The organism is Streptomyces sp. NPDC003456, from assembly GCF_042878735.1.
GTDB lineage: Bacteria > Actinomycetota > Actinomycetes > Streptomycetales > Streptomycetaceae > Streptomyces.
Map to the genome: position 1 here is coordinate 43,669 of NZ_JBIAOK010000010.1, position 23,519 is coordinate 67,187.

The 23,519-nt window shown below is 71.7% G+C and carries 23 protein-coding genes; 4 read left to right on the forward strand and 19 right to left on the reverse strand.

From position 1 onward, the window contains the following. Positions 1-2 precede the first annotated feature (2 nt). The 12 genes from nuoL to ACFYWG_RS32530 are packed head-to-tail and all read right to left on the reverse strand — an operon-like array spanning position 3 to position 12,842. On the reverse strand, positions 3-1,967 hold the full coding sequence (gene nuoL, locus ACFYWG_RS32475) for an NADH-quinone oxidoreductase subunit L (protein ID WP_376330960.1): 1,965 nt from the start codon (positions 1,965-1,967) through the stop codon (positions 3-5). A 15-nt stretch (positions 1,968-1,982) separates the two neighbouring features. After that, entirely contained in the window at positions 1,983-2,282 is a 300-nt protein-coding gene (nuoK, locus tag ACFYWG_RS32480; RefSeq protein ID WP_003992252.1) for an NADH-quinone oxidoreductase subunit NuoK, read from the reverse strand. Further along, a complete protein-coding gene (locus tag ACFYWG_RS32485) occupies positions 2,279-3,121 on the reverse strand; it encodes an NADH-quinone oxidoreductase subunit J (protein ID WP_389204414.1) in 843 nt (280 codons plus the stop codon). Before ACFYWG_RS32485 ends, nuoK begins: the two co-directional genes overlap by 4 nt. Beyond that, a complete protein-coding gene (nuoI, locus tag ACFYWG_RS32490) occupies positions 3,118-3,783 on the reverse strand; it encodes an NADH-quinone oxidoreductase subunit NuoI (protein ID WP_376330964.1) in 666 nt (221 codons plus the stop codon). Before nuoI ends, ACFYWG_RS32485 begins: the two co-directional genes overlap by 4 nt. Beyond that, entirely contained in the window at positions 3,776-5,152 is a 1,377-nt protein-coding gene (gene nuoH, locus ACFYWG_RS32495) for an NADH-quinone oxidoreductase subunit NuoH (protein ID WP_376330966.1), read from the reverse strand. The genes nuoI and nuoH overlap by 8 nt, the downstream gene beginning before the upstream one ends. Then, complete coding sequence (locus tag ACFYWG_RS32500) at positions 5,149-7,653, reverse strand: NADH-quinone oxidoreductase subunit G (RefSeq protein WP_383510231.1); 2,505 nt, start codon at positions 7,651-7,653, stop codon at positions 5,149-5,151. Before ACFYWG_RS32500 ends, nuoH begins: the two co-directional genes overlap by 4 nt. After that, on the reverse strand, positions 7,650-8,996 hold the full coding sequence (nuoF, locus tag ACFYWG_RS32505) for an NADH-quinone oxidoreductase subunit NuoF (RefSeq protein WP_383510233.1): 1,347 nt from the start codon (positions 8,994-8,996) through the stop codon (positions 7,650-7,652). The genes ACFYWG_RS32500 and nuoF overlap by 4 nt, the downstream gene beginning before the upstream one ends. Further along, a complete protein-coding gene (nuoE, locus tag ACFYWG_RS32510) occupies positions 8,996-9,856 on the reverse strand; it encodes an NADH-quinone oxidoreductase subunit NuoE (RefSeq protein WP_376330970.1) in 861 nt (286 codons plus the stop codon). The genes nuoF and nuoE overlap by 1 nt, the downstream gene beginning before the upstream one ends. Beyond that, entirely contained in the window at positions 9,853-11,175 is a 1,323-nt protein-coding gene (locus tag ACFYWG_RS32515) for an NADH-quinone oxidoreductase subunit D (protein WP_376330972.1), read from the reverse strand. The genes nuoE and ACFYWG_RS32515 overlap by 4 nt, the downstream gene beginning before the upstream one ends. Next, entirely contained in the window at positions 11,172-11,918 is a 747-nt protein-coding gene (locus tag ACFYWG_RS32520; RefSeq protein WP_376330973.1) for an NADH-quinone oxidoreductase subunit C, read from the reverse strand. Before ACFYWG_RS32520 ends, ACFYWG_RS32515 begins: the two co-directional genes overlap by 4 nt. Then, positions 11,915-12,469, reverse strand: a complete 555-nt coding sequence (locus ACFYWG_RS32525; RefSeq protein WP_007383964.1) for an NADH-quinone oxidoreductase subunit B family protein — start codon at positions 12,467-12,469, stop codon at positions 11,915-11,917. The genes ACFYWG_RS32520 and ACFYWG_RS32525 overlap by 4 nt, the downstream gene beginning before the upstream one ends. Before the next feature lie 13 nt (positions 12,470-12,482). Continuing rightward, positions 12,483-12,842 carry an NADH-quinone oxidoreductase subunit A gene (locus tag ACFYWG_RS32530; protein WP_019755222.1) on the reverse strand — a complete coding sequence of 120 codons (360 nt, stop codon included), beginning with the start codon at positions 12,840-12,842 and terminating at the stop codon, positions 12,483-12,485. Positions 12,843-13,566: 724 nt separating this feature from the next. On the opposite strand from ACFYWG_RS32530, the gene ACFYWG_RS32535 reads away from it, so the two are divergent. After that, on the forward strand, positions 13,567-14,415 hold the full coding sequence (locus tag ACFYWG_RS32535; protein ID WP_376330976.1) for a C40 family peptidase: 849 nt from the start codon (positions 13,567-13,569) through the stop codon (positions 14,413-14,415). A 355-nt stretch (positions 14,416-14,770) separates the two neighbouring features. Here ACFYWG_RS32535 and ACFYWG_RS32540 read toward each other — a convergent pair whose 3' ends face one another. Beyond that, positions 14,771-16,054: a geranylgeranyl reductase family protein gene (locus tag ACFYWG_RS32540; protein WP_376330977.1), complete on the reverse strand. Its 1,284-nt coding sequence runs from the start codon at positions 16,052-16,054 to the stop codon at positions 14,771-14,773. Positions 16,055-16,152: 98 nt separating this feature from the next. On the opposite strand from ACFYWG_RS32540, the gene ACFYWG_RS32545 reads away from it, so the two are divergent. Continuing rightward, positions 16,153-16,659, forward strand: a complete 507-nt coding sequence (locus ACFYWG_RS32545; protein WP_385419543.1) for a GNAT family N-acetyltransferase — start codon at positions 16,153-16,155, stop codon at positions 16,657-16,659. Between the two features lie 139 nt (positions 16,660-16,798). Then, positions 16,799-17,110: a PASTA domain-containing protein gene (locus tag ACFYWG_RS32550; RefSeq protein ID WP_376330980.1), complete on the forward strand. Its 312-nt coding sequence runs from the start codon at positions 16,799-16,801 to the stop codon at positions 17,108-17,110. A 101-nt stretch (positions 17,111-17,211) separates the two neighbouring features. Here ACFYWG_RS32550 and ACFYWG_RS32555 read toward each other — a convergent pair whose 3' ends face one another. Then, on the reverse strand, positions 17,212-17,907 hold the full coding sequence (locus ACFYWG_RS32555) for a demethylmenaquinone methyltransferase (RefSeq protein WP_376330982.1): 696 nt from the start codon (positions 17,905-17,907) through the stop codon (positions 17,212-17,214). Positions 17,908-18,044: 137 nt separating this feature from the next. Here ACFYWG_RS32555 and ACFYWG_RS32560 point away from each other — a divergent pair, with 137 nt between their 5' ends. Continuing rightward, entirely contained in the window at positions 18,045-19,034 is a 990-nt protein-coding gene (locus ACFYWG_RS32560) for a chitinase (RefSeq protein WP_389204415.1), read from the forward strand. 97 nt (positions 19,035-19,131) lie between these two features. On the opposite strand, the gene ACFYWG_RS32565 is transcribed toward ACFYWG_RS32560, so the two are convergent. The 5 genes from ACFYWG_RS32565 to ACFYWG_RS32585 all read right to left on the reverse strand — a co-directional run bounded on the left by ACFYWG_RS32565 (position 19,132) and on the right by ACFYWG_RS32585 (position 23,375). Next, the gene (locus tag ACFYWG_RS32565; RefSeq protein WP_383511370.1) at positions 19,132-19,794 is read right to left on the reverse strand and encodes a hypothetical protein; all 663 of its coding nucleotides are present in this window, start codon (positions 19,792-19,794) and stop codon (positions 19,132-19,134) included. Between the two features lie 7 nt (positions 19,795-19,801). Then, complete coding sequence (gene mqnC / locus ACFYWG_RS32570) at positions 19,802-21,001, reverse strand: cyclic dehypoxanthinyl futalosine synthase (protein ID WP_376330987.1); 1,200 nt, start codon at positions 20,999-21,001, stop codon at positions 19,802-19,804. A gap of 55 nt (positions 21,002-21,056) precedes the next feature. Then, the gene (locus tag ACFYWG_RS32575) at positions 21,057-22,037 is read right to left on the reverse strand and encodes a CPBP family intramembrane glutamic endopeptidase (protein ID WP_389204416.1); all 981 of its coding nucleotides are present in this window, start codon (positions 22,035-22,037) and stop codon (positions 21,057-21,059) included. 120 nt (positions 22,038-22,157) lie between these two features. Beyond that, entirely contained in the window at positions 22,158-22,886 is a 729-nt protein-coding gene (locus tag ACFYWG_RS32580; RefSeq protein WP_385419557.1) for a prepilin peptidase, read from the reverse strand. 264 nt (positions 22,887-23,150) lie between these two features. After that, positions 23,151-23,375 (reverse strand): hypothetical protein, encoded by a 225-nt coding sequence (locus tag ACFYWG_RS32585; RefSeq protein WP_389204417.1) that lies wholly within the window; start codon positions 23,373-23,375, stop codon positions 23,151-23,153. Between the last annotated feature and the right edge of the window lie 144 nt (positions 23,376-23,519).

A 23,519-nucleotide genomic window follows, 5' to 3' on the forward strand; every position in this document is an offset into this window, starting at 1 on the left:
TATCAGACCGCCCTCATCAGCAGGGTCGCGGCGACGATGACCGCGGCGCCGCCGAACATCGAGACCGCGTAGGAGCGGGCGAAGCCGTTCTGCAGCTTGCGCATCCGCCCGGAGAGGCCGCCGACCGAGGCCGCCGTGCCGTTGACCACGCCGTCGACCAGGGTGTGGTCGACGTAGACGAGCGAGCGCGTGAGGTGCTCGCCGCCGCGGACCAGGACGACGTGGTTGAAGTCGTCCTGGTACAGGTCGCGCCGGGCCGCCCGGGTGAGCAGCGAGCCGCGGGGCGCGACGGCCGGGACCGGGCGGCGGCCGTACTGCGCCCAGGCGAGGGCCACACCGATGACCATGCACGCCACGGTCGCGCCGGTGACCACGCCCGCGCTGATCGGCGGGTGGCCGTGGCTGTGACCGGTGACGGGCTCCAGCCAGTGCAGGAACCGGTCGCCGATGCTGAAGAACGCGCCGCCCGCCACCGAGCCGACCGCCAGCAGGATCATCGGGACGGTCATGATCTTGGGCGACTCGTGCGGGTGCGGCGGGGTGTACGCGCCGCGGGTCTCGGCCGCGGGCTCCACGTCGGGGCTCGCCGGCGACGGGGTCGGGGCGTTGCGCCAGCGCTCCTCGCCGAAGAACGTCATCAGCATCACGCGCGTCATGTAGAAGGCGGTGACGGCCGCGCCGAGCAGGGCGCAGGCGCCGAGGATCCAGCCCTCGGTGCCGCCCTTGGCGAACGCCGCCTCGATGATCTTGTCCTTGGAGAAGAAGCCGGACAGGCCCGGGAAGCCGATGATCGCCAGATAGCCGAGGCCGAAGGTGACGAAGGTGACCGGCATGTACTTCCTCAGGCCGCCGTACCTGCGCATGTCGACCTCGTCGTTCATGCCGTGCATGACCGAGCCGGCGCCGAGGAAGAGACCGGCCTTGAAGAAGCCGTGCGTCACCAGGTGCATGATCGCGAAGACGTAGCCGATGGGGCCGAGGCCGGCGGCGAGGACCATGTAGCCGATCTGCGACATGGTCGAGCCGGCCAGGGCCTTCTTGATGTCGTCCTTGGCGCAACCGACGATCGCACCGAAGAGCAGCGTGACCGCGCCGACGATGGTGACGACCAGCTGCGCGTCCGGGGCTCCGTTGAAGACGGCCGCGGAGCGGACGATGAGGTAGACACCCGCGGTCACCATGGTCGCGGCGTGGATGAGGGCCGAGACCGGGGTCGGGCCCTCCATCGCGTCCCCGAGCCAGGACTGCAGCGGCACCTGGGCGGACTTGCCGCAGGCGGCGAGCAGCAGCATCAGGGCGATCGCGGTGAGCTTGTCCTCACCGGCCGCTCCGGCGAGCCCGGCCTCCTCCTGGCCGCCGAGCACCGGCCCGAAGGCGAAGGTGCCGAACCACAGGAACATCAGCATGATCGCGATGGACAGGCCCATGTCGCCCACGCGGTTGACCAGGAAGGCCTTCTTGGCGGCCGTCGCGGCGCTGGGCTTGTGCTGCCAGAAGCCGATCAGCAGGTAGGAGGCGAGACCGACGCCCTCCCAGCCGACGTACAGCAGCAGGTAGTTGTCGGCGAGGACGAGGATCAGCATCGCCGCGAGGAACAGGTTCAGGTAGCCGAAGAAGCGGCGGCGCCGCTCGTCGTGCTCCATGTACCCCACGGAGTACAGGTGGATCAGCGTCCCGACGCCCGTGATCAGCAGCACGAACGTCATGGACAGCTGGTCGAGCTGGAAGGCGACGTCCGCCTGGAAGCCCTCGACCGGGATCCAGCTGAACAGGTGCTGGCTCATGAGCCGCTGGTCGGCGTCCTGGGCGAGCATGTCGCTGAACAGCACCAGGCCGAGCACGAAGGAGACGGCCGCGAGCAGGGTGCCGAGCCAGTGGCCGACGGCGTCCAGCCGGCGTCCGCCGCACAGCAGGACCGCAGCTCCGAGCAGGGGCGCCGCCACCAGCAGCGCAATCAGGTTCTCCACTTTTCTCCCGACCCCTTACAGCTTCATCAGGCTGGCGTCGTCGACCGAGGCCGAGTGGCGGGCACGGAACAGGGACACGATGATCGCCAGCCCGACCACGACCTCCGCGGCGGCGACGACCATCGTGAAGAAGGCGATGATCTGGCCGTCGAGGTTGCCGTGCATGCGGGAGAAGGCGACGAACGCGAGGTTGCAGGCGTTGAGCATCAGCTCGATGCACATGAACACCACGATCGCGTTGCGCCTGATCAGCACACCGGTGGCGCCGATGGTGAACAACAGGGCCGCGAGGTAGAGGTAGTTGACGGGGTTCACTTCGACGCCTCCTCGGACCGCTGGAACTTCGCCGGCCCGACCGCCCTGCGCTCCAGGCGCTCCTCGGCCCGCTGCTCCAGGGCCTTGAGGTCGTTGAGCGCCTCCTGCGACACGTCACGGACCTGGCCGCGCTCGCGCAGCGTCTTGCTGACGGTGAGGTCGGACGGGGTGCCGTCGGGCAGCAGGCCCGCGATGTCGACCGCGTTGTGCCGGGCGTAGACACCGGGCGCCGGCAGCGGCGGCAGGTACGTGCCCGTGCGCACGCGCTCCTCGGCCAGCTCCCGCTGCGTCTTGGCCCGCTCGGTGCGCTCGCGGTGGGTGAGCACCATGGCGCCGACGGCGGCCGTGATGAGCAGGGCGCCGGTGATCTCGAACGCGAAGACGTACCGGGTGAAGAGGAGGGCGGCGAGGCCCTCGACGTTGCCCCCGGCGTTGGCCTGGCCCAGGCCGTTGAACTCCTTGAGGGAGGCGTTGCCGATGCCGGCGATCAGCAGGACGCCGAAGCCGAGTCCGCACAGCAGGGCGAGCCAGCGCTGGCCCTTGATGGTCTCCTTCAGGGAGTCCGCCGCGGTGACGCCGACCAGCATCACCACGAACAGGAACAGCATCATGATCGCGCCGGTGTAGACGACGATCTGGACGACGCCCAGGAAGTAGGCGCCGTTGGCGAGGTAGAACACCGCCAAGATGATCATGGTCCCGGCCAGGCACAGCGCGCTGTGCACGGCCCTCTTCATGAGGATGGTGCACAGGGCGCCGATCACCGCGACCGTGCCGAGGATCCAGAACTGGACGGCCTCTCCGGTGGAGGTGGAGTAGGCGGCGAGCTGGGAGGTCATCGGCCGACCACCTTCTCCGACGCCGGCTCGGTCCCGCCGAAGGTCGTGTCGGCCTCCTGCACGACCTCGCCCTTGGAGTGGGCGACCTGCCGCTCGGTGCCCGGCGCCGCCTCCGTCACCAGGCCCCGGTAGTAGTCCTGTTCGTCCGTGCCGGGGTAGATGGCGTGGGGGGTGTCGACCATGCCCTCCTCCAGACCGGCGAGCAGCTGCTCCTTGGTGTAGATGAGGTTGGCGCGGCTGGAGTCGGCCAGCTCGAACTCGTTGGTCATGGTCAGCGCGCGCGTGGGGCACGCCTCGATGCACAGGCCGCACAGGATGCAGCGGGCGTAGTTGATCTGGTAGACGCGCCCGTAGCGCTCGCCCGGCGAGTAGCGCTCCTCGTCGGTGTTGTCGGCGCCCTCCACGTAGATCGCGTCGGCGGGGCAGGCCCAGGCGCACAGCTCGCAGCCGACGCACTTCTCCAGGCCGTCCGGATGGCGGTTGAGCTGGTGCCGTCCGTGGAAGCGCGGAGCGGTGACCTTCTGCTGCTCCGGGTACTGCTCGGTCAGCCGCTTCTTGAACATGGCCTTGAAGGTCACGCCGAAGCCGGCCACGGGGTTCATGAAACCGGGCTTGGTGTCCTTCGGTTCTTCCGCCTGCGCACGCTCGATCTCGTCAGCCATCGGACGCCTCCTTTCCCTCCGTGGATCCGCCCGGAGATCCGTCGCTCCGGGTATCGGGCCCGCCACTGACGATCAGCTCCCGCTCACGGCGCGAGCGCCGGCGCGGAACCGGCGGGAGTTCCTGTCCCGGCAGGGGCGGTACGGGGAACCCGCCCGCCATGGGGTCGAAGGCGGCCGGGGCCTCGGCGGGCTGCTCGGCCTTCCTGCCCTTCTCGCGGAACATGTCGGCGACGAAGGACAGCAGCAGCAGGGCGAGCACCGCGCCGCCGACGTAGAGCGCGATGTCGGCGAAGTCGTAGCCCTCGTTGCGCAGGGCCCGGACGCTCGCGACGAGCATCAGCCACACCAGCGAGACCGGGATGAGGACCTTCCAGCCGAGCTTCATCAGCTGGTCGTAGCGGACACGCGGGAGGGTGCCGCGGATCCAGATGAACATGAACAGCAGCAGCTGGACCTTGACGGTGAACCACAGCAGCGGCCACCAGCCGTGGTTGGCGCCCTCCCAGAAGGTGCTGATGGGCCAGGGGGCCCGCCAGCCGCCGAGGAACAGCGTGGTGGCGACGGCCGAGACGGTCACCATGTTGACGTACTCGGCGAGCATGAACATCGCGAACTTGATCGACGAGTACTCGGTGTTGAAGCCGCCGACGAGGTCGCCCTCGGACTCCGGCATGTCGAAGGGGGCGCGGTTGGTCTCGCCGACCATGGTGACGATGTAGAGGATGAAGGAGACCGGCAGCAGCACGATGTACCAGCGGTCGGTCTGCCCCTCCACGATCGTCGACGTCGACATCGACCCGGAGTAGAGGAACACGGAGGCGAAGGCGGCGCCCATCGCGATCTCGTAGGAGATCATCTGGGCGCAGGAGCGCAGGCCGCCCAGCAGCGGGTACGTCGAGCCGGAGCTCCAGCCGGCCAGGACGATGCCGTAGATGCCGACCGAGGCGACCGCGAGGATGTACAGCATCGCGATCGGCAGGTCGGTGAGCTGCATGGTGGTGCGCTGGCCGAAGATCGAGATCTCGTTGCCGGCCGGACCGAAGGGGATCACCGCGATCGCCATGAAGGCGGGGATGGCCGCGATGACCGGCGCGAGGACGTACACCGCCTTGTCCGCGCGCTTGACGATCACGTCTTCCTTCAGCATCAGCTTGATGCCGTCGGCGAGCGACTGGAGCATGCCCCACGGGCCGTGCCGGTTGGGTCCGATGCGCAGCTGCATCCAGGCGACGACCTTGCGCTCCATGACGATGGAGATCAGCACGGTCACCATCAGGAAGGCGAAGCAGAACACCGCCTTGATGACGACCAGCCACCACGGGTCGGTGCCGAACATCGAGAGGTCTTCAGCGGCGAGGGACGGGCTCATGCCTCCACCTCCTTGGGGGCCTCGCCGGCGAGGGTCGCCGGGCCGATGCGGACGAGGGAGCCGGGCCGCGCCCCCGTGTCGGAGGCGACGCCGCCACCGGCGGAGTTCAGCGGCAGCCACACCACCCGGTCGGGCATGTCGGTGATCTGCAGCGGGAGTTCGACGGCTCCGCGGGGTCCGGTCACCGCGAGGAGGTCGCCGTCCTTGACGCCCGCCTCGGCGGCCGTCGGGGCCGACACCCGCGCGCGTGCGGCGTGCCGGGTCCCGGCGAGTGCCTCGTCGCCCTGCTGCAGGACGCCCTGGTCGAGCAGCAGCCGGTGCCCGGCGAGCACGGCCTCCCCGGCGGCCGGGCGGGGCAGCGCGGCCGCGGTCTCCAGGGGTTCGCCGGCCCGCGGGCCGTCCCAGGCGCCGAGCCGGTCGATCTCCGCGCGCACGGTGCGCAGATCCGGCAGCCCCAGGTGGACGTCCATGGCGTCGGCGAGCATCTGCAGCACGCGCGCGTCGGTGGGCGCGAGGGTGCGGGTCATCTGGTCGGGCTTGAGCGCGGCCTCGAAGAAGCGGATCCGGCCTTCCCAGTTGAGGAAGGTGCCGGCCTTCTCGGCGACCGCGGCGACCGGCAGGACCACGTCGGCCTTGCGGGAGACCTCGCTGGGCCGCAGCTCCAGCGAGACCAGGAAGCCCACCTCGTCCAGCGCGGCACGCGCGCGTGCCGGGTCGGGCAGGTCGGCGATCTCCACGCCCGCCACCAGCAGCGCCTGGAGTTCGCCGGTCGCGGCGGCCTCCACGATCTCGCCGGTGTCGCGGCCGTAGCGGTGCGGGAGGCCGGCCACGCCCCAGACGGCGGCGACCTCGTCCCGCGCGCGCGGGTCGGTCGCCGGGCGTCCGCCCGGCAGCAGCGACGGCAGGGCGCCCGCCTCGATCGCGCCGCGCTCCCCGGCCCGGCGCGGGATCCACACCAGGCGGGCGCCGGTCGCGGCGGCCGTGCGCACCGCGGCGGTCAGTCCGCCGGCCACGGCGGACAGCCGCTCGCCGACCACGATGACCGCGCCCTCGGCGCGCAGCGCCTCGGCAGCGGTGGCGCCGTCGCCCTCCAGTCCGGCACCGCTCGCGAGCGCGTCGAGCCACTCGGTCTCGGTGCCGGGGGCCGCCGGCAGCAGGGTGCCGCCGGCCTTCTCCAGACCCCGGGTGGTGTGCGTGGCGAGGGAGAAGGTCCGCTGCCCGTGCTTGCGCCAGGCCTTGCGCAGCCGCAGGAAGACGCCGGGCGCCTCCTCCTCCGCCTCGAACCCGACCAGCAGGACGGCGGGGGCCTTCTCCAGCGCGGTGTAGGTGACTCCGGTGCCGTCGAGGTCCCGGCCGCGGCCGGCGATCTGGGCGGCCAGGAAGTCGGCCTCCTCGCTGCTGTGCACCCGCGCGCGGAAGTCGATGTCGTTGGTGTCGAGCGCCACGCGCGTGAACTTGCTGTACGCGTAGGCGTCCTCGACGGTGAGGCGGCCGCCGGTCAGGACGCCGGTGCGGCCCCGGGAGGCCAGCAGCCCCTGCGCCGCGATCTGCAGCGCCTCGGGCCAGGAGGCCGGCTCCAGGTCGCCCTCGGCGTTGCGCACCAGGGGCGTGTCCAGCCGGTCGCGCTGCTGCGCGTACCGGAAGGCGAAGCGGCCCTTGTCGCAGATCCACTCCTCGTTGACCTCGGGGTCCTCGGCCGCGAGGCGTCGCATGACCTTGCCGCGCCGGTGGTCGGTGCGGGTGGCGCAGCCGCCGGAGCAGTGCTCGCACACCGACGGGGAGGAGACCAGGTCGAAGGGCCGGGAGCGGAACCGGTACGCCGCCGAGGTCAGTGCGCCGACGGGGCAGATCTGGATGGTGTTGCCGGAGAAGTACGACTCGAACGGGTCGCCCTCGCCGGTGCCGACCTGCTGGAGCGCGCCCCGCTCGATCAGCTCGATCATCGGGTCGCCCGCGACCTGGTTGGAGAACCGGGTGCAGCGGGCGCACAGCACGCACCGCTCGCGGTCCAGCAGCACCTGCGTGGAGATCGGGACGGGCTTGGCGTAGGTCCGCTTGCGGCCCTCGAAGCGGGAGTCGGCGTCGCCGTGCGACATGGCCTGGTTCTGCAGCGGGCACTCGCCGCCCTTGTCGCAGACGGGGCAGTCCAGGGGGTGGTTGATGAGCAGGAGCTCCATCACCCCCTTCTGGGCCTTCTCCGCGACCGGGGAGGTGAGGTGGGTCTTGACGACCATGCCGTCGGTGCAGGTGATGGTGCAGGAGGCCATCGGCTTGCGCTGGCCCTCGACCTCGACGATGCACTGGCGGCAGGCGCCCGCCGGGTCCAGGAGGGGGTGGTCGCAGAACCGGGGGATCTCGATGCCGAGCTGCTCGGCGGCCCGGATGACCAGGGTGCCCTTGGGCACGCTGATCTCGACGCCGTCGATCGTCAGCGACACGAGGTCCTCCGGGGGGACCGCCGCCTCTCCCCCGCCGGAGGGAGAGCTGGTGGTCACGGTCATGCGTTCACCTCCGTGCGGTCGGCCCAGGCCGTCGACCTGGCCGGGTCGAAGGGACATCCCCGGCCCGTGATGTGCTGCTCGTACTCCTCGCGGAAGTACTTGAGCGAGGAGAAGATCGGCGAGGCGGCGCCGTCGCCGAGGGCGCAGAAGGACTTGCCGTTGATGTTGTCGGCGATGTCGTTCAGCTTGTCGAGGTCGGACAGCTGCCCCTTGCCGGCCTCGATGTCGCGCAGCAGCTGCACGAGCCAGTAGGTGCCTTCGCGGCAGGGCGTGCACTTGCCGCAGGACTCGTGGGCGTAGAACTCCGTCCAGCGCGTGACGGCGCGGACCACGCAGGTGGTCTCGTCGAAGCACTGCAGCGCCTTGGTGCCGAGCATGGAGCCGGCGGCCCCCACGCCCTCGTAGTCGAGGGGGACGTCCAGGTGCTCGTCGGTGAACATCGGGGTCGAGGAGCCGCCCGGCGTCCAGAACTTCAGGCGGTGCCCGGGGCGCATGCCGCCGCTCATCTCCAGCAGCTGGCGCAGCGTGATCCCGAGCGGCGCCTCGTACTGGCCGGGGCTGGCGACGTGGCCGGAGAGGGAGTACAGCGTGAAGCCGGGCGACTTCTCGCTGCCCATCGACCGGAACCAGTCCTTGCCCCGCTGCATGATCGCGGGGACCGAGGCGATGGACTCGACGTTGTTCACCACGGTCGGGCAGGCGTAGAGGCCCGCGACGGCGGGGAAGGGGGGACGCAGCCGCGGCTGGCCGCGGCGGCCTTCCAGCGAGTCGAGCAGCGCGGTCTCCTCACCGCAGATGTAGGCGCCCGCGCCCGCGTGCACGGTGATGTCGAGGTCGAGTCCGCTGCCCAGGATGTTCTCGCCGAGGAAGCCCGCCTCGTGGGCCTCGCGGACGGCGGAGTGCAACCGCCGCAGGACGGGGACCACTTCACCGCGCAGGTAGATGAAGGCGTGCGACGACCGGATCGCGTAGCACGCGATGATCATGCCCTCGACGAGGCTGTGCGGGTTGGCGAAGAGGAGCGGGATGTCCTTGCAGGTCCCGGGCTCCGACTCGTCGGCGTTGACCACGAGGTAGTGCGGCTTGCCGTCTCCCTGCGGGATGAACTGCCACTTCATCCCGGTGGGGAAGCCGGCGCCGCCGCGTCCGCGCAGTCCGGCGTCCTTGACGTAGGCGATCACCTCGTCCGGCGTCATCGCGAGGGCCTTGCGCAGCCCCTCGTAGCCGTCGTGGCGCCGGTAGACGTCCAGCGTCCAGGACTTGTCCTCGTCCCAGAAGGCCGACAGCACCGGTGCGAGCAGCTTCTCGGGGCTCATGTCTTTCAGCTCGGGTGCCAAGGTCATCACTCCCCCTCCTCGGCGGTGGGCCCGGCCGGGTGGGCCGGGTCGGAGGCCGATGTGTCCTGCGGCGCGTCGTGCGAGCTGAGGTGCTCCGTCGGGGACGGCTCGTGCGGCGCGTCCGTGCGGGCCTGCTCACCGCGCGGGTGCACCACACGCGCGGGGGACGCCTCGCCCTTGGCGAGCTTCAGGCCGACCAGGGAGGCGGGTCCGGCGCTGCCGCCCGCCTCGACGGCCCCGTCGCGCTCGTCGGGGAAGCCGGCCAGGATCCGGGCGGTCTCCTTGAAGGAGCACAGCGGCGCCCCGCGCGTGGGGGTGACCGGGCGTCCCGCGCGCAGGTCGTCGACGAGGCTCTTGGCGCTGGCCGGCGTCTGGTTGTCGAAGAACTCCCAGTTGACCATCACCACCGGCGCGAAGTCGCAGGCCGCGTTGCACTCGATGTGCTCCAGGGTGACCTTGCCGTCGCCGGTGGTCTCGCCGTTGCCGACGCCCAGGTGCTCCTGGAGTTCCTCGAAGATGGCGTCGCCGCCCATCACCGCGCACAGGGTGTTGGTGCAGACGCCGACCTGGTAGTCGCCGCTCGGCCTGCGCCGGTACATGGTGTAGAAGGTGGCGACCGCGGTGACCTCGGCGGTGGTCAGGCCGAGCATGTCGGCGCAGAACTGCATGCCGGTGCGGGTGACGTGCCCCTCCTCGGACTGCACGAGGTGCAGCAGCGGCAGGAGGGCGGAGCGGGAGTCCGGGTAGCGGGCGATGACCTCGCGCGCGTCGGTCTCCAGCCGGGCCCGGACGTCGTCCGGGTAGGCGGGCGCGGGCAGTTCGGGCATGCCCAGGCTGACGCCCCGCTCGGAGGATGAGGTGGTCACCGGTCGACGCCTCCCATCACGGGGTCGATGGACGCGACGGCGACGATGACGTCGGCGACCTGGCCGCCCTCGCACATCGCCGCCATGGCCTGCAGGTTGGTGAAGGACGGGTCGCGGAAGTGGACCCGGTAGGGGCGGGTGCCGCCGTCGGACACGACGTGCACCCCCAGCTCGCCCTTGGGCGACTCGACCGCCACGTAGGTCTGGCCGGGCGGGACCCGGAAGCCCTCGGTGACCAGCTTGAAGTGGTGGATGAGGGCCTCCATGGAGGTGCCCATGATCTTCTTGATGTGGTCGAGGGAGTTGCCGAGCCCGTCGGGTCCCAGCGCGAGCTGGGCGGGCCAGGCGATCTTCTTGTCGGCGACCATGACCGGTCCGGGCTCCAGCCGGTCCAGGCACTGCTCGATGATCCGCAGCGACTGGCGCATCTCCTCCAGCCGGATCAGGAAGCGGCCGTAGGAGTCGCAGGTGTCGGAGGTCGGGACGTCGAAGTCGTACGTCTCGTAGCCGCAGTACGGCTGGGCCTTGCGCAGGTCGTGCGGCAGGCCGGTGGAGCGCAGGATCGGGCCCGTCGCGCCGAGGGCCATGCAGCCGGCCAGGTCGAGGTAGCCGACGTCCTGCATGCGGGCCTTGAAGATGGGGTTCCCGGTGGCGAGCTTGTCGTACTCCGGGAGGTTCTTGTTCATCTTCTTCACGAACTCGCGGATCTGGTCCACCGCGCCGGGCGGCAGGTCCTGGGCGAGTCCGCCGGGGCGGATGTACGCGTGGTTCATCCGCAGGCCGGTGATCAGCTCGTAGATGTCGAGAATGAGTTCACGATCACGGAAGCCGTAGATCATGATCGTGGTGGCGCCCAGCTCCATGCCGCCGGTGGCGATGCACACCAGGTGGGAGGAGAGCCGGTTCAGCTCCATCAGGAGCACGCGGATGACGGAGGCGCGGTCGGGGATCTGGTCCTCGATGCCGAGGAGTTTCTCGACGCCGAGGCAGTACGCCGTCTCGTTGAAGAACGGCGTCAGGTAGTCCATGCGCGTCACGAACGTGGTGCCCTGCGTCCACGTCCGGTACTCGAGGTTCTTCTCGATGCCGGTGTGGAGGTAGCCGATGCCGCAGCGGGCCTCGGTGACGGTCTCGCCCTCGATCTCCAGGATCAGGCGGAGCACCCCGTGCGTGGAGGGGTGCTGCGGGCCCATGTTGACGACGATGCGCTCGTCGTCGGCCCGGGCCGCGGACTGGACGACCTCGTCCCAGTCGCCGCCGGTGACCGTGTAGACGGTGCCTTCGGTGGTCTCCCGGGGGGAGGCGTGGGAAGTGCTCATGAGTACGACCTCCGCTGGTCCGGAGCCGGGATCTGGGCGCCCTTGTACTCGACGGGGATGCCGCCGAGGGGGTAGTCCTTGCGCTGCGGATGGCCCTGCCAGTCGTCCGGCATCATGATCCGGGTCAGGGCGGGGTGGCCGTCGAAGACGATGCCGAAGAAGTCGTACGTCTCGCGCTCGTGCCAGTCGTTCGTCGGGTACACGGAGAACAGCGACGGGATGTGCCGGTCTCCGTCGGGGCAGCTGACCTCCAGGCGGATCACCCGGTTGTGGGTGAGCGAGCGCAGGTGGTAGACGGCGTGCAGCTCCCGGCCCTTGTCGTTCGGGTAGTGCACGCCGCTGACGCCGGTGCACAGCTCGAAGCGCAGCGCCGGGTCGTCGCGCAGGGTGCGGGCGACCGTCACCAGGTGCTCGCGCTCGATGTGGAAGGTCAGCTCGCCGCGGTCCACGACCGTCTTCTCGATGGCGTTGTCCGGGAGGAGTCCCTGCTCCTCCAGCGCCCCCTCCAGTTCGTCGGCGACCTCGTCGAACCAGCCGCCGTAGGGGCGGCTCGCCGGTCCCGGGAGCCGGACCGAGCGGACCAGGCCGCCGTAACCGGTGGTGTCGCCGCCGTTGCCGGCGCCGAACATCCCGCGCTGGACCCGGATCTCCTCGCCGCCCTGGCCGCGCTGGCCCGGCAGGTTCTCGGCGGAGAGCGCCTTGTCGGGGTTCACGCCGTCTGCGTCCTTGTGCGCGTCGCTCACCGCAGCAGCCCCTTCATCTCGATGGTGGGCAGGGCCTTGAGCGCCGCCTCCTCCGCCTCGCGGGCCGCCTCCTCGGCGTTCACGCCGAGCTTGGAGGACTGGATCTTCTGGTGGAGCTTGAGGATGGCGTCCATCAGCATCTCCGGCCGGGGCGGGCAGCCGGGGAGGTAGATGTCGACCGGCACGATGTGGTCGACGCCCTGGACGATCGCGTAGTTGTTGAACATGCCGCCCGAGGAGGCGCAGACCCCCATGGAGATCACCCACTTGGGGTTCGGCATCTGGTCGTAGACCTGCCGGAGCACCGGCGCCATCTTCTGGCTGACCCGGCCGGCGACGATCATCAGGTCCGCCTGGCGGGGCGAGCCGCGGAAGACCTCCATGCCGAAGCGCGCCAGGTCGTACCGGCCGGCGCCGGTGGTCATCATCTCGATGGCGCAGCACGCGAGTCCGAACGTGGCCGGGAAGACGGACGCCTTGCGCACCCAGCCCGCGGCCTGTTCGACGGTGGTCAGCAGGAAGCCGCTCGGCAGCTTTTCTTCGAGTCCCATGACGTGTGGCCCCTCAGTCCCATTCCAGGCCGCCGCGCCGCCATACGTACGCGTACGCGACGAAGACGGTGAGCACGAAGAGCAGCATCTCCACGAGCCCGAAGATCCCCAGGGCGTCGAAGCTGACGGCCCAGGGGTAGAGGAAGACGATCTCGATATCGAAAATGATGAAGAGCATCGCCGTCAGGTAGTACTTGATCGGGAAGCGCCCGCCGCCGGCCGGCGTGGGGGTCGGCTCGATACCGCACTCGTAGGCCTCGAGCTTGGCCCGGTTGTACCGCTTGGGCCCGATCAACGTGGCCATGACCACGGAGAAGATCGCAAAGCCTGCCCCGAGGGCTCCCAGTACGAGGATGGGCGCATAAGCGTTCACCGCTCCTCGCTCCTCTCAGTCGGCACTGACTGCTGGCGGTTGGCGTCGGGCTCACGTCCGCCCCACCGGTCCCCTGAACCCCGCCCGCCCCGGCGGAGATCGGGAACATGTGAAGCAGGTCACAAGCCCAACCGCGTGCATCTTATGCCCGACGCTCTGTGATCTGCGACACGGGGTATTGCACAAGCTTTGTGATCTCCACCACCTGACGATCGATCATGAAGTCGGATGAGCGGTGATCTTCACACGCGAAGCGTCCGAGTGATCACCAGAGGTGACATTTTGGCTCGTCAGCGCAGGCCGGAGGGGGCGTCTCAATATCAAGAAGGTTCGCGTGCATGCAAATTGGCGGTGGACTCGATCTCTTGATAGAGGCGCGTTCACACTTCAGGGGACGTGCGGAACGGGGTGTGGACGCGTGCATTCGTTCACGATCTCCGCCGGGCCGTGATCCGGCCGTGATCTCCACGCCCGGACGCACCCGTCGGGGTGGCCGTTCCGTGATCCCCGTCACACGACCGGAAGATCCAGGAAAGCAGGGCTTGGCCAATCGGCCCAACCGGTGGTAGGCGCGGGGCAATTCGGGCGTATTGATCAAACACCGTGATCACAGCCGGGTCACAGCCCGCCCGCAATGTCCGTTAGGGCGTCAATAAAGGGGCTCGTTCGGGGTTTTTGCCGTGCCGATTGAGCAACTGTGGCGCAGCACACGTTTCTTGAAGATATGAAGGAGCCCCTGGTACCGGTTGTTCCCATGTCCCACACCGCTCACATACGCAGCCACCGGAAGCCCCGCCGCAGCGCGACCTCTTCGATCGCCGTCCGCGCCGGAGTCGCCGGTGGCGTTCTCAGCATCGCAGCGGCGGGTGCGTCGGCCACGGCGAACGCCGCCGAGCCGGTGACGCAGACCATCGAACTGCCCACCCTGACGGCCGACCTGTCCGCTCAGGTCGCCCAGTCCGCCGCCGCCACCCAGCAGGCCGCCGCGAACTACGAACTGCGCGCCGAGCGTGACGCCGCCGCCGCCAAGGCCGCGACGGAGGCCAAGAAGGACCTCGCCGCGGCGAAGAAGGCCGAGGCCAAGAAGAAGGCCGCCGAGGCCGCCCGCAAGGCCGCCGCCGAGCGCGCCGAGCGCAGCGCCGAGCGCGCCACCCTCTCGGCGTCCGCCTCCACCTCCGCCTCCGCCTCGACCTCGACCTCGGTCTCGGCGCCCGCCAGCGGCAGCGTCGCCACCGTCATCGCCTTCCTCAAGGCCCAGGTCGGCGACGCCTACGTCATGGGTGCCACCGGCCCCAACGCCTGGGACTGCTCCTCGCTGGTGCAGGCCGCGTACAAGCAGGTTGGTGTGGACCTGCCGCGCGTCTCCCAGGACCAGTCGATGGCCGGTACGGACGTTCCGCTGTCCAGCGTGCAGGTCGGCGACATCCTGTACTGGGGCGGCAAGGGCTCCGCGTACCACGTGGGTGTCTACATCGGGAACGGCCAGTACCTGGACGCGGCCAACCCCTCCAAGGGCGTCGTCATCCAGGACCTGTCGGGTTACCCGGCGTCGGGTGCCGTGCGCGTCCTCTGATTTCGGCACATCCTCACGCATCACGGGCCGGAGGGCCGCCGCCGCACAGCCGGCGACGGCCCTCCGGCTGTGCGCGTCCCTCTCCCGCCGCCCTGAAGGCCCTCTCCCGGCCCGTCACGGCCTCCGGGGATTCCGGCATGCCCCGCGGACCCCGCGCCCCCCCCGCGCCCCTCTGAGGCGCTTCCGCGTGCCCGGCGGCGCGCGGCGACCCGGGTGCGCCGGTTCCCGCGCCGCGCTTCGCCCGATTTCTCCCCCTGTGGCACCGGGTTGACGGCCCGTCGGCGGCAGACGCACGCGGCCCGCCCGGGACCGCCGTGGGACGGCGGCCCCGGGCGGGCCGGAGGGGACTGCTCGGTCAGGCCTTCGGGGCCACCTTGCTCAGCCCGTTGATGATGCGGTCCATCGCGTCGCCGCCGGTCGGGTCGGTGAGGTTCGCCAGGAGCTTCAGCGTGAACTTCATCAGCAGCGGGTGCGTGAGCCCGCGCTGCGTCGCGATCTGCATGACCTTCGGGTTGCCGATCAGCTTCACGAAGGCCCGGCCGAGCGTGTAGTAGCCGCCGTAGGTGTCCTTCAGGACGCGCGGGTAGCGCTGGAGCGCCATCTCGCGGCCGGCCGGCGTCGGACGGGCGTGGGCCTGGACGATGACGTCGGCGGCGAGCTGCCCGGACTCCATCGCGTAGGCGATGCCCTCCCCGTTGAAGGGGTTCACCAAGCCGCCGGCGTCGCCGACGAGCAGCAGGCCCTTGGTGTAGTGCGGCTGGCGGTTGAAGGCCATGGGCAGCGCGGCGCCGCGGATGGGCCCGGTCATGTGCTCGGGGGTGTAGCCCCAGTCCTCCGGCATGGACGCGCACCAGGCCTTGAGGACCTCGCGCCAGTCCAGCTCCTTGAAGCTGTCGGAGGTGTTGAGCACGCCGAGGCCGACGTTCGAGGTGCCGTCGCCCATGCCGAAGATCCAGCCGTAGCCGGGCAGCAGGCGGTCCTCGGCGCCGCGGCGGTCCCACAGCTCCAGCCAGGACTCCAGGTAGTCGTCGTCGTGGCGCGGGCTGGTGAAGTACGTGCGCACCGCCACGCCCATCGGGCGGTCCTCGCGGCGGTGCAGGCCCATCGCGAGGGACAGCCGGGTGGAGTTGCCGTCGGCGGCGACGACCAGCGGCGCGTGGAAGGTGACCTCGCGCTTGTCCTCGCCGAGCTTGGCGTGCACGCCCGTGATGCGGCCCGTACGGTCGTCGACGACCGGGGCGCCCACGTTGCACCGCTCGAACAGCCGGGCGCCGGCCTTCTGGGCCTGCCGGGCGAGCTGCTCGTCGAAGTCGTCGCGCTTGCGGACCAGGCCGTAGTCGGGGAAGGAGGCGAGATCCGGCCAGTCGAGCTGGAGCCGCACCCCGCCGCCGATGATGCGCAGGCCCTTGTTGCGCAGCCAGCCGGCTTCCTCGGAGATGTCGATGCCCATGGCCACCAGCTGCTTCACGGCACGCGGCGTGAGCCCGTCACCGCAGACCTTCTCCCGCGGGAACTCGGTCTTCTCCAGCAGCAGGACGTCGAGGCCGGCCTTGGCGAGGTGGTACGCGGTGGTGGAGCCGGCTGGCCCCGCGCCGACGACGATGACATCGGCGGTGTTTTCGGAGAGGGGCTCGGTCACGGCGGGATCTCCCCAAGGTTCGAAATCTGCGTGCCGACCGGCACTGGACATGGGCAGTCTATTCAGCACGAACGATCACCCGGCTGAAGGGCTGCCCCGTGAACCGAGCTCTCCCCGCAGTACGGCTGCGCGTGCCCACCGACGAGGACGCCGTCGCCTGGCACCGGGTCTTCGCCCACCCGGACGTCATGGAGTTCCACGGCGGCCGGGCCGCCGGGCTGTCCGTCTACGAGGAGCTCACCGCCCGGCAGCGGCGGCACGACGCCGAGCGGGGCTTCTGCCTGTGGTCGGTGCTGGACGAGGAGGACCGGGTCCTCGGCTTCACCGGCGCCCAGCCCTGGGAGCGCGACTGGGGTCCCACCGGGGAGACGGAGATCGGCTGGCGGCTGGGCCGGGAGCACTGGGGCAAGGGCTATGTCACCGCCGCCGCCCGGCAGACCCTGGAGCGGGTGCGGGCGGCCGGCGTGACGGACGTGGTCGCCATGGTGGACGCGGGCAACAGCCGCTCCATCGCGGTGACGCGGCGGCTCGGGATGCGCCTGGCCGAGACGTTCACGACACCGGTCTCCCGGCGGGCCGGGCACTGCTACCGGCTGGCCCTGTGAACACCCACCCGGGACGTCACGGCGCGTAGTCGGCTGTCACAGAAAGACACGAGGCGCTTCCGGCCGGTGCGGCGGCGGAGTTACCCTTCCAGTACCGCTGGGGGTGACATCTGTGCACATTTCCCGCAACACACCCGAAGTGCGCGTACCGCGTCTGGTCGGCCTGATGGCCGTGGACGCGCGCGAGGCGGCCCGGGCGCGGGGCCTGTCGCTCAACGCGCCGGACCGGCCCGATCTCGGTCAGGCCGTCGTCGACTACGTGGTCCGCCAGTATCCGCAGCCCGGGGCCGAGGTGCCGCGCGACTCGATGGTCTACGTCTGGTTCGACTTCGGCCCGGGCGAGGGGGGTGGCGGCGTCCACGAGCCGCGCGTCCCACCGCCGCCCCGGGGCGGGCTCCAGCGCGAACTGGACGAGCCGGGCGACCCGTTCACGGTCCTCACCCCGCGCTGACGAGCGGCCTCGCGGTTCCGCTCGGTCGGCCCCCGGCCAGACGCTGACGAGCGGTCCCTGCGGCTCCGGTCTTCGGGCCCCCGGCCCCGCGCGCGGCGGGGTCAGTCGTTCTTGAAGCCCCGGTGCAGCGTCACGATCCCGCCGCTCAGGTTGCGCCAGGCCACCCGGGACCAGCCGGCCCCGGCCAGGCGCCGCGCCAGTGCGGGCTGGTCGGGCCAGGCGCGGATGGACTCGGCGAGGTAGACGTAGGCGTCGGGGTTGGACGACACGGCCCGGGCGACCGGCGGCAGGGCGCGCATCAGGTACTCGGTGTAGACCGTGCGGAACGGCGCCCACGTAGGGTGCGAGAACTCGCAGATCACGATGCGCCCGCCGGGCCGGGTCACCCGGTGCATCTCCCGCAGCGCGGCGTCCGTGTCCTGCACGTTGCGCAGCCCGAAGGAGATGGTGACGGCGTCGAAGGTGTCGTCCCTGAACGGCAGCCGCGTGGCGTCGCCCGCGGTGTACGGCAGCCAGGGCCGGCGCTGCTTGCCCACCTGGAGCATGCCCTGCGAGAAGTCGCACGGGACGACGTAGGCGCCGGTGCGGGCGAAGGGCAGCGAGGAGGTGCCGGTGCCCGCCGCCAGGTCGAGGATCTTCTGCGCGGGGCGGGCGTCGACCGCCTTCGCGACCTCCTTGCGCCACCGCCTGTCCTGGCCGAGGGACAGCACGTCGTTGGTCAGGTCGTACCGTTCCGCCACGTCGTCGAACATCGAGGCGACTTCGTGAGGCTGCTTGTCCAGGGATGCGCGGGTCACGGGCCCATTCTTGCAGCAGGCCCACCGGGCGGGAGCCGCGGCGTGCGCCCGGGCGTCCTCACCACCGGGGAAGCCCCGCGGCGGTCGCCGGGGTCGCTGCGGTCGCCGGGGTCGCTGCGGGAGAAGGAGCGTGCGGCATGAGGAACGTGCGGAAACCGGCGGCGGGGCTGGGGTGCCTGCTCGCCCTGGCCGCCGCGGCGTGTTCCGGCCACGGCGGCACGTCCGCGGCGGCCCCCACGACCGCCGTCCCCGGCACGTCGTACGCGCCGTACGTCAGCGCCGCCGCACCCGCGCCCACCGACTCGGCCGGGGCTCCCACGACCTACAACCTGGCCTTCGTCACAGCCGACGGCGGTGCCTGCACCCCGCGCTGGGACGGCTCGCGCGCGGTCGACGACGCGGCCGTCCGGGCCCGGATCGCCGCGCTCGAGGAGGACGGCGGGCGGGTCCGGGTCTCCTTCGGCGGCGCCTCCGGCACGGAACTCGGCGCCGCGTGCGGCAGCGTGCGGGACCTGGCGGCGGCGTACGGCGCGGCCCTGGACGCGGCCGGCACGTCCCTGGCCGACTTCGATATCGAGGGCGACGAGCTGACCGACTCGGCCTCCGTGGACCTGCGTTCACGGGCGATCGCCCGCTTGCAGAAGGAACGCCCCGGCCTGGAGGTGTCGTTCACGCTCCCGGTGATGCCCTCGGGCCTGGACGAGCACGCCCTGGCCCTGCTCGGCTCCGCCGACGAGCACGGGGTGCGGGTCCGCACCGTCAACCTCATGGCGATGAACTACGCCCCGGCCTACGACGGCGACATGGGCGGATACGCCCTCACGGCCGCCAGGGCCGCGCACGCGCAGCTGCGGAAGGTCTTCGGCACCTCGCAGGCGGCCGCCTGGCGCGGCATGGCCCTCACCTCGATGATCGGCGTCAACGACGTACCCGGCGAGACCTTCACGCTCGCCGACGCGGCCGAGGTCCGCGCCTTCGCGGAGGCCAGGGGCCTCGCCTGGGTGTCGATGTGGGCCGCGGCCCGCGACCGCGGCTGCGCCCCCGGCACCGCGACCGGCGGGCCGGCGGCCGACTGCAGCGGGGTGGACCAGGAACCGGGCGCGTTCGGCAGGGCGTTCGCGGGCTGAAGCACGCGAGGAAGCGAGGGAGCGGGGGAAGAAGGCAGGAAGGGGGGAGCGCCGGACCGGGTGCGGCGGTCACCGGCGGGGCCCGGCCACCGGGTGCTCAGCGTGCGCGGTAGACCAGCCGCCCGGCCAGCACCGTCGCGACGCAGGTCGCCGCGCCGCGCTCGCGCAGGGCCTGCTCGTCGGGCACGTCGAACACGGCCAGGTCGGCCCGGCCGCCGACGACCAGCGGCCCGTGGACGGTCGCGGCGAGGTCGTGGCCCCGGGCGAACGGATCGAGGTCGGGCCGCTCACCGGCCGGCGTGCCGGGCGCGTCCGTGGTCCCCACGACGGCCAGGCCCGACCGGGCGACCGCGGCGGCGACGAGCGGATCGCCGAAGCGGGCGCCGGGAGAGGCGACCGCCGTCGTGCCGTGGCGCAGCATCCGCTGCACCCCGCGCCGCACACTGCCCGACCAGCGGGTCTCGCCCAGCTCGCCGAGGGCGGCCAGCCGTTCGCCCCACAGCGGCTCCTCGCCCAGCTCGCCCGCCTCGCGCGGGTCGGGGTGGTAGCAGTGGCGCAGCAGCCACAGCGGGTGCCACTGGCGCAGCCCCGGGGTGAGCACGCCCGGCCAGCGCCGTACGCGTGCCCCCGGCGCACCGGCACTGGCCTCCTCGTACGGCGCGACGGCCGTGATCCGGTCGCCGTCCACCACGACGGCTCCGTCCACGACGGGGTCCGCGCCCGCCGGCAGGACCAGCGGGGCGGTGTGGAGGGTCAGCACGGTCCGGTCAGTTGGGCGCGAGCAGCTTCAGCTCGGGGTGAGCCGTGCCGCCCTCGATGGCGGTGGAGGAGATGTGCGAGACCACGCGGTCGTCGACGGGGTCGTCGGCCGGGTCGTCGTGGACGACCAGGTGCTCGTACGTGGTCGACCGCTGCGCGGGCACGCGCCCGGCCTTGCGGATGAGGTCGATGATCTCCATGCGGTTGGACCGGTGCTTGGCGCCGGCGGAGGAGACGACGTTCTCCTCCAGCATGATCGAGCCGAGGTCGTCGGCGCCGTAGTGCAGGGAGAGCTGTCCGACCTCCTTGCCCGTGGTGAGCCAGGAGCCCTGGATGTGGGCGACGTTGTCCATGAACAGCCGGGCGATGGCGATCATCCGCAGGTACTCGAAGAGCGTCGCCTGGGTGCGGCCCTTCAGGTGGTTGTTCTCCGGCTGGTAGGTGTACGGGATGAACGCGCGGAAGCCGCCCGTGCGGTCCTGGACGTCCCGGATCATCCGCAGGTGCTCGATGCGCTCGGCGTTGGTCTCGCCCGTGCCCATGAGCATCGTGGAGGTGGACTCGACGCCCAGGTTGTGGGCGATCTCCATGATCTCCAGCCAGCGCTCGCCGGACTCCTTCAGCGGGGCGATGGCCTTGCGGGGCCGCTCGGGCAGCAGCTCGGCTCCGGCGCCGGCGAAGGAGTCCAGGCCCGCGGCGTGGATGCGCCGGATGGCCTCCTCCACGCTCACCCCGGAGATGCGGGCCATGTGCTCGACCTCGGACGCGCCCAGGCTGTGGATGACCAGCTGCGGGAATTCCTTCTTGATCGCGGCGAAGTGCTTCTCGTAGTACTCGACGCCGTAGTCCGGGTGGTGCCCGCCCTGGAACATGATCTGCGTGCCGCCCAGTTCGACGGTCTCCGCGCACCGGCGCAGGATGTCGTCCAGGTCGCGCGTCCAGCCCTTGTCCTTGGCCTTCGGCGGGGCGTAGAACGCGCAGAACTTGCACGCCGTGACGCACACGTTCGTGTAGTTGATGTTCCGCTCGATGATGTACGTCGCGATGTGCTCGGTCCCCGCGTACCGGCGGCGGCGCACGGCGTCGGCGGCGGCGCCCAGGGCGTGCAGCGGGGCGTCCCGGTACAGCACGAGTGCCTCGTCCGGGGTGATCCGCCCACCGGCGGCTGCGCGGTCGAGGATGGGCTGAAGGTCGGCCTTCTCGGTCACCGGGCGTCCCTTTCGTAAGGGTTGTGGACGGACCAGCCCAGCGTACGCCAGGGGTTCAGGGCGCCGGACGCCAGGCCGTGGGGGCGGCTGGGTACGGCGGCGGGACGGGCGGGAGGGGCGGCGCGGGCGGGACGGGCGGCGGGGCGAGGCGCTGCGGCCGGTGGCGCCGGGCGAGCCGCAGGACGAGGGCGGCGTAGAGCAGGTCGGCGGCCACGGACACCAGGGTCAGCTGCCACGGCATGTCCGCCGCGGTCTCCTCGGACGACAGCCCGCCGACGATCGCGGCGGAGGCGCCGAAGGCGAACAGGTTGTTCATCACGTGCAGGGCGACGGCCGCTTCCAGCCCGCCGGTGCGGACGGTCAGCCATCCCGCCACCAGGCCGTTGACCAGCAGTCCGGTGAATCCCCACGGGGTGCCCCAGCCGTGGGCGGCGGCGAACAGCAGGGCCTGCGGCAGCAGCGCGATCCACGGCGACCGGACGAACGCGCCGACCGCCTGGGTGAGCCAGCCCCGGAAGACGTACTCCTCGGCGGCGGCCTGGAACGGCACGAGGAGGACGAGGACGGTCATGGACAGCAGGAAGGAGCGCCACCCCACCCACGTGTCGGACCCGCCGTCCCCCTCGGGCCCGGGCAGCAGGAAGGCGGTCGCCGTCAGCAGCAGGACGGGGAGCAGGGCCACGGGCAGGCACCGGGCCAGCCAGCCGGCGCGCAGCCGCCCGGTGACCGACGACACGGTGCCGACGGGCCGCCGGCCCGGCCACAGCACGACCAGCAGCACCAGCGGCAGGGCGACGGCCAGGGAGACGAGGTCCACCGCCGTCTGACCGAGGGGCCCGAGGTCGGGATCCCCGTCGGCCGTCTCGGGCAGCCCGGCCGCCAGGCCGAACACGTAGGAGCCGGCGACCAGCACGAGCACGGCCAGAACGTAGGTGACGAAGAAGAGCAGCGCACCGGTCGGCGGCCGCCACCAGCGGTGGCGGCCGGTGGCGTGGTCCAGGCGGTGGTAGGGCAGACCGGGCGTCGGGGTCGTCATGATCGGAATTCTGGCAACGGGAGCGCCGCCGGACGTCCGCCCGGAGCAGGAGGACGGATCATGCCCAGGGGTGATCTGCCGCCGCCCGCGCGGGTGTTGCGGCCGCCCGGCACCCGGAGCTCACGCCGTGTACGCGCCCACCAGGAGACCGAGGAAGGCACCGGCGATCAGGAACGGGCCGAAGGGGATGGCGGTCTTGCGGTCGGCGCGGCGCAGGAGCACGAGGGCGCCGCCGTACAGCGCGCCCAGCGCGAAGCCGGCGAAGGTGCCGAGCATGACCGTCGGCCAGCCGTACCAGCCGAGGACGGCACCGGCGCCCAGCGCGAGTTTGACGTCGCCGAAGCCCATGCCGGCGGGGTTGATCAGGAAGAGGGCGAAGTAGCCGCCGCCGAGGGCGAGTGCGCCGAGCAGCGCGCCGGTCCACTGCCCCGCGTGCTCCGGCACCAGGGCGGTGACGCCCAGCAGGGCCAGGGCGGCGGCGGCGAGCGGCAGGGTGAGGGGGTCGGGCAGGCGCCGCACCCGGAAGTCGACGACCGTGAGCAGGACGGCGACGGGGGCGAGCAGCAGCCAGACGCCCAGTTCGGGCCGGGTACCGGTGGCGGCGGCGAGCAGGGCGCAGACGAGGGCGGTGGCGATCACCAGGGGCGGTGTGCGCGGTCCGTCCCCGGCACCGGCGCAGTCCCGGCAGGCGGCCGGGCCCAGCCAGCCCCGCACGGCGTGCCCCCGCGCGCACCGCGTGCGCCACGGCTGGCCGGACGGCACGGAGAACCGGTGGGCGGCCCGTGGCAGGAGCAGGCCCGCCGCGGCACCCCACAGGAGGGCGGCGAGGGCGAGGAGGGGCGTGCTCATCCGGCCGCCGCCCCGGCGGCGGGCGGGGCGGGAGCGAAGGTGCGCGGTCGCGGCATGGCACGTCCCCCCGGCGTCGTGTGCGGCCCTGCGGTGACGCCTGCGGGATCCCCCGGCGTCGGACTCGTCCGCACCCTATGCGTTCGGCGTCCGCTTGCACACGCCCGACTTCCGGAACTCCGGCTCCACTTGGCGGGCCGGCGGCGCCGCGACGCGCGAGGGCCCCGGATCGGGGATCCGGGGCCCGTGTCCGCTGCGTCCGCCGTGTCAGGAGGCGACGGCGGCGGCGAGGTGCAGGTCGGCCGCGATGCCCTGGGACGAGACGGCGAGACCCAGGCCACCGCCCACACCGGCGGTGAGACCGGCGGCGGTGGTCTCGATGTGAAGACCGGCCGCGGCACCCGCGACCGCGCCGCCCGCCAGGCCGCCGGCGACGGCGTCGAGCTCGGCGTCGGACATGAGGGCGGTCTCGATCTGCGGGGTGAAGGCCATGAGCGGCGGGTCCCTTCGTTCCGGTGACACGGGTGCTGGAGCGCGACCGATCGAAACACGCGCAGGTGGGAGGCGGCCAGCCGCCCGCGACGGACACCGGCCGGGCGGCGGTGACCGCGTCCACGCATGTGGCCGTCCGGTCAC

Coding starts and splice junctions, on each gene's coding strand:
- ACFYWG_RS32485 (WP_389204414.1), bottom strand. CDS start 3,121: ATGACCTCCCAGCTCGCCGCCTACTCCACCTCCACCGGAGAGGCCGTC.
- nuoI (WP_376330964.1), bottom strand. CDS start 3,783: ATGGCTGACGAGATCGAGCGTGCGCAGGCGGAAGAACCGAAGGACACC.
- nuoH (WP_376330966.1), bottom strand. CDS start 5,152: ATGAGCCCGTCCCTCGCCGCTGAAGACCTCTCGATGTTCGGCACCGAC.
- ACFYWG_RS32500 (WP_383510231.1), bottom strand. CDS start 7,653: ATGACCGTGACCACCAGCTCTCCCTCCGGCGGGGGAGAGGCGGCGGTC.
- nuoF (WP_383510233.1), bottom strand. CDS start 8,996: ATGACCTTGGCACCCGAGCTGAAAGACATGAGCCCCGAGAAGCTGCTC.
- ACFYWG_RS32515 (WP_376330972.1), bottom strand. CDS start 11,175: ATGAGCACTTCCCACGCCTCCCCCCGGGAGACCACCGAAGGCACCGTC.
- ACFYWG_RS32525 (WP_007383964.1), bottom strand. CDS start 12,469: ATGGGACTCGAAGAAAAGCTGCCGAGCGGCTTCCTGCTGACCACCGTC.
- ACFYWG_RS32535 (WP_376330976.1), top strand. CDS start 13,567: ATGAAGGAGCCCCTGGTACCGGTTGTTCCCATGTCCCACACCGCTCAC.
- ACFYWG_RS32560 (WP_389204415.1), top strand. CDS start 18,045: ATGAGGAACGTGCGGAAACCGGCGGCGGGGCTGGGGTGCCTGCTCGCC.
- ACFYWG_RS32575 (WP_389204416.1), bottom strand. CDS start 22,037: ATGACGACCCCGACGCCCGGTCTGCCCTACCACCGCCTGGACCACGCC.
- ACFYWG_RS32580 (WP_385419557.1), bottom strand. CDS start 22,886: ATGAGCACGCCCCTCCTCGCCCTCGCCGCCCTCCTGTGGGGTGCCGCG.
- ACFYWG_RS32585 (WP_389204417.1), bottom strand. CDS start 23,375: ATGGCCTTCACCCCGCAGATCGAGACCGCCCTCATGTCCGACGCCGAG.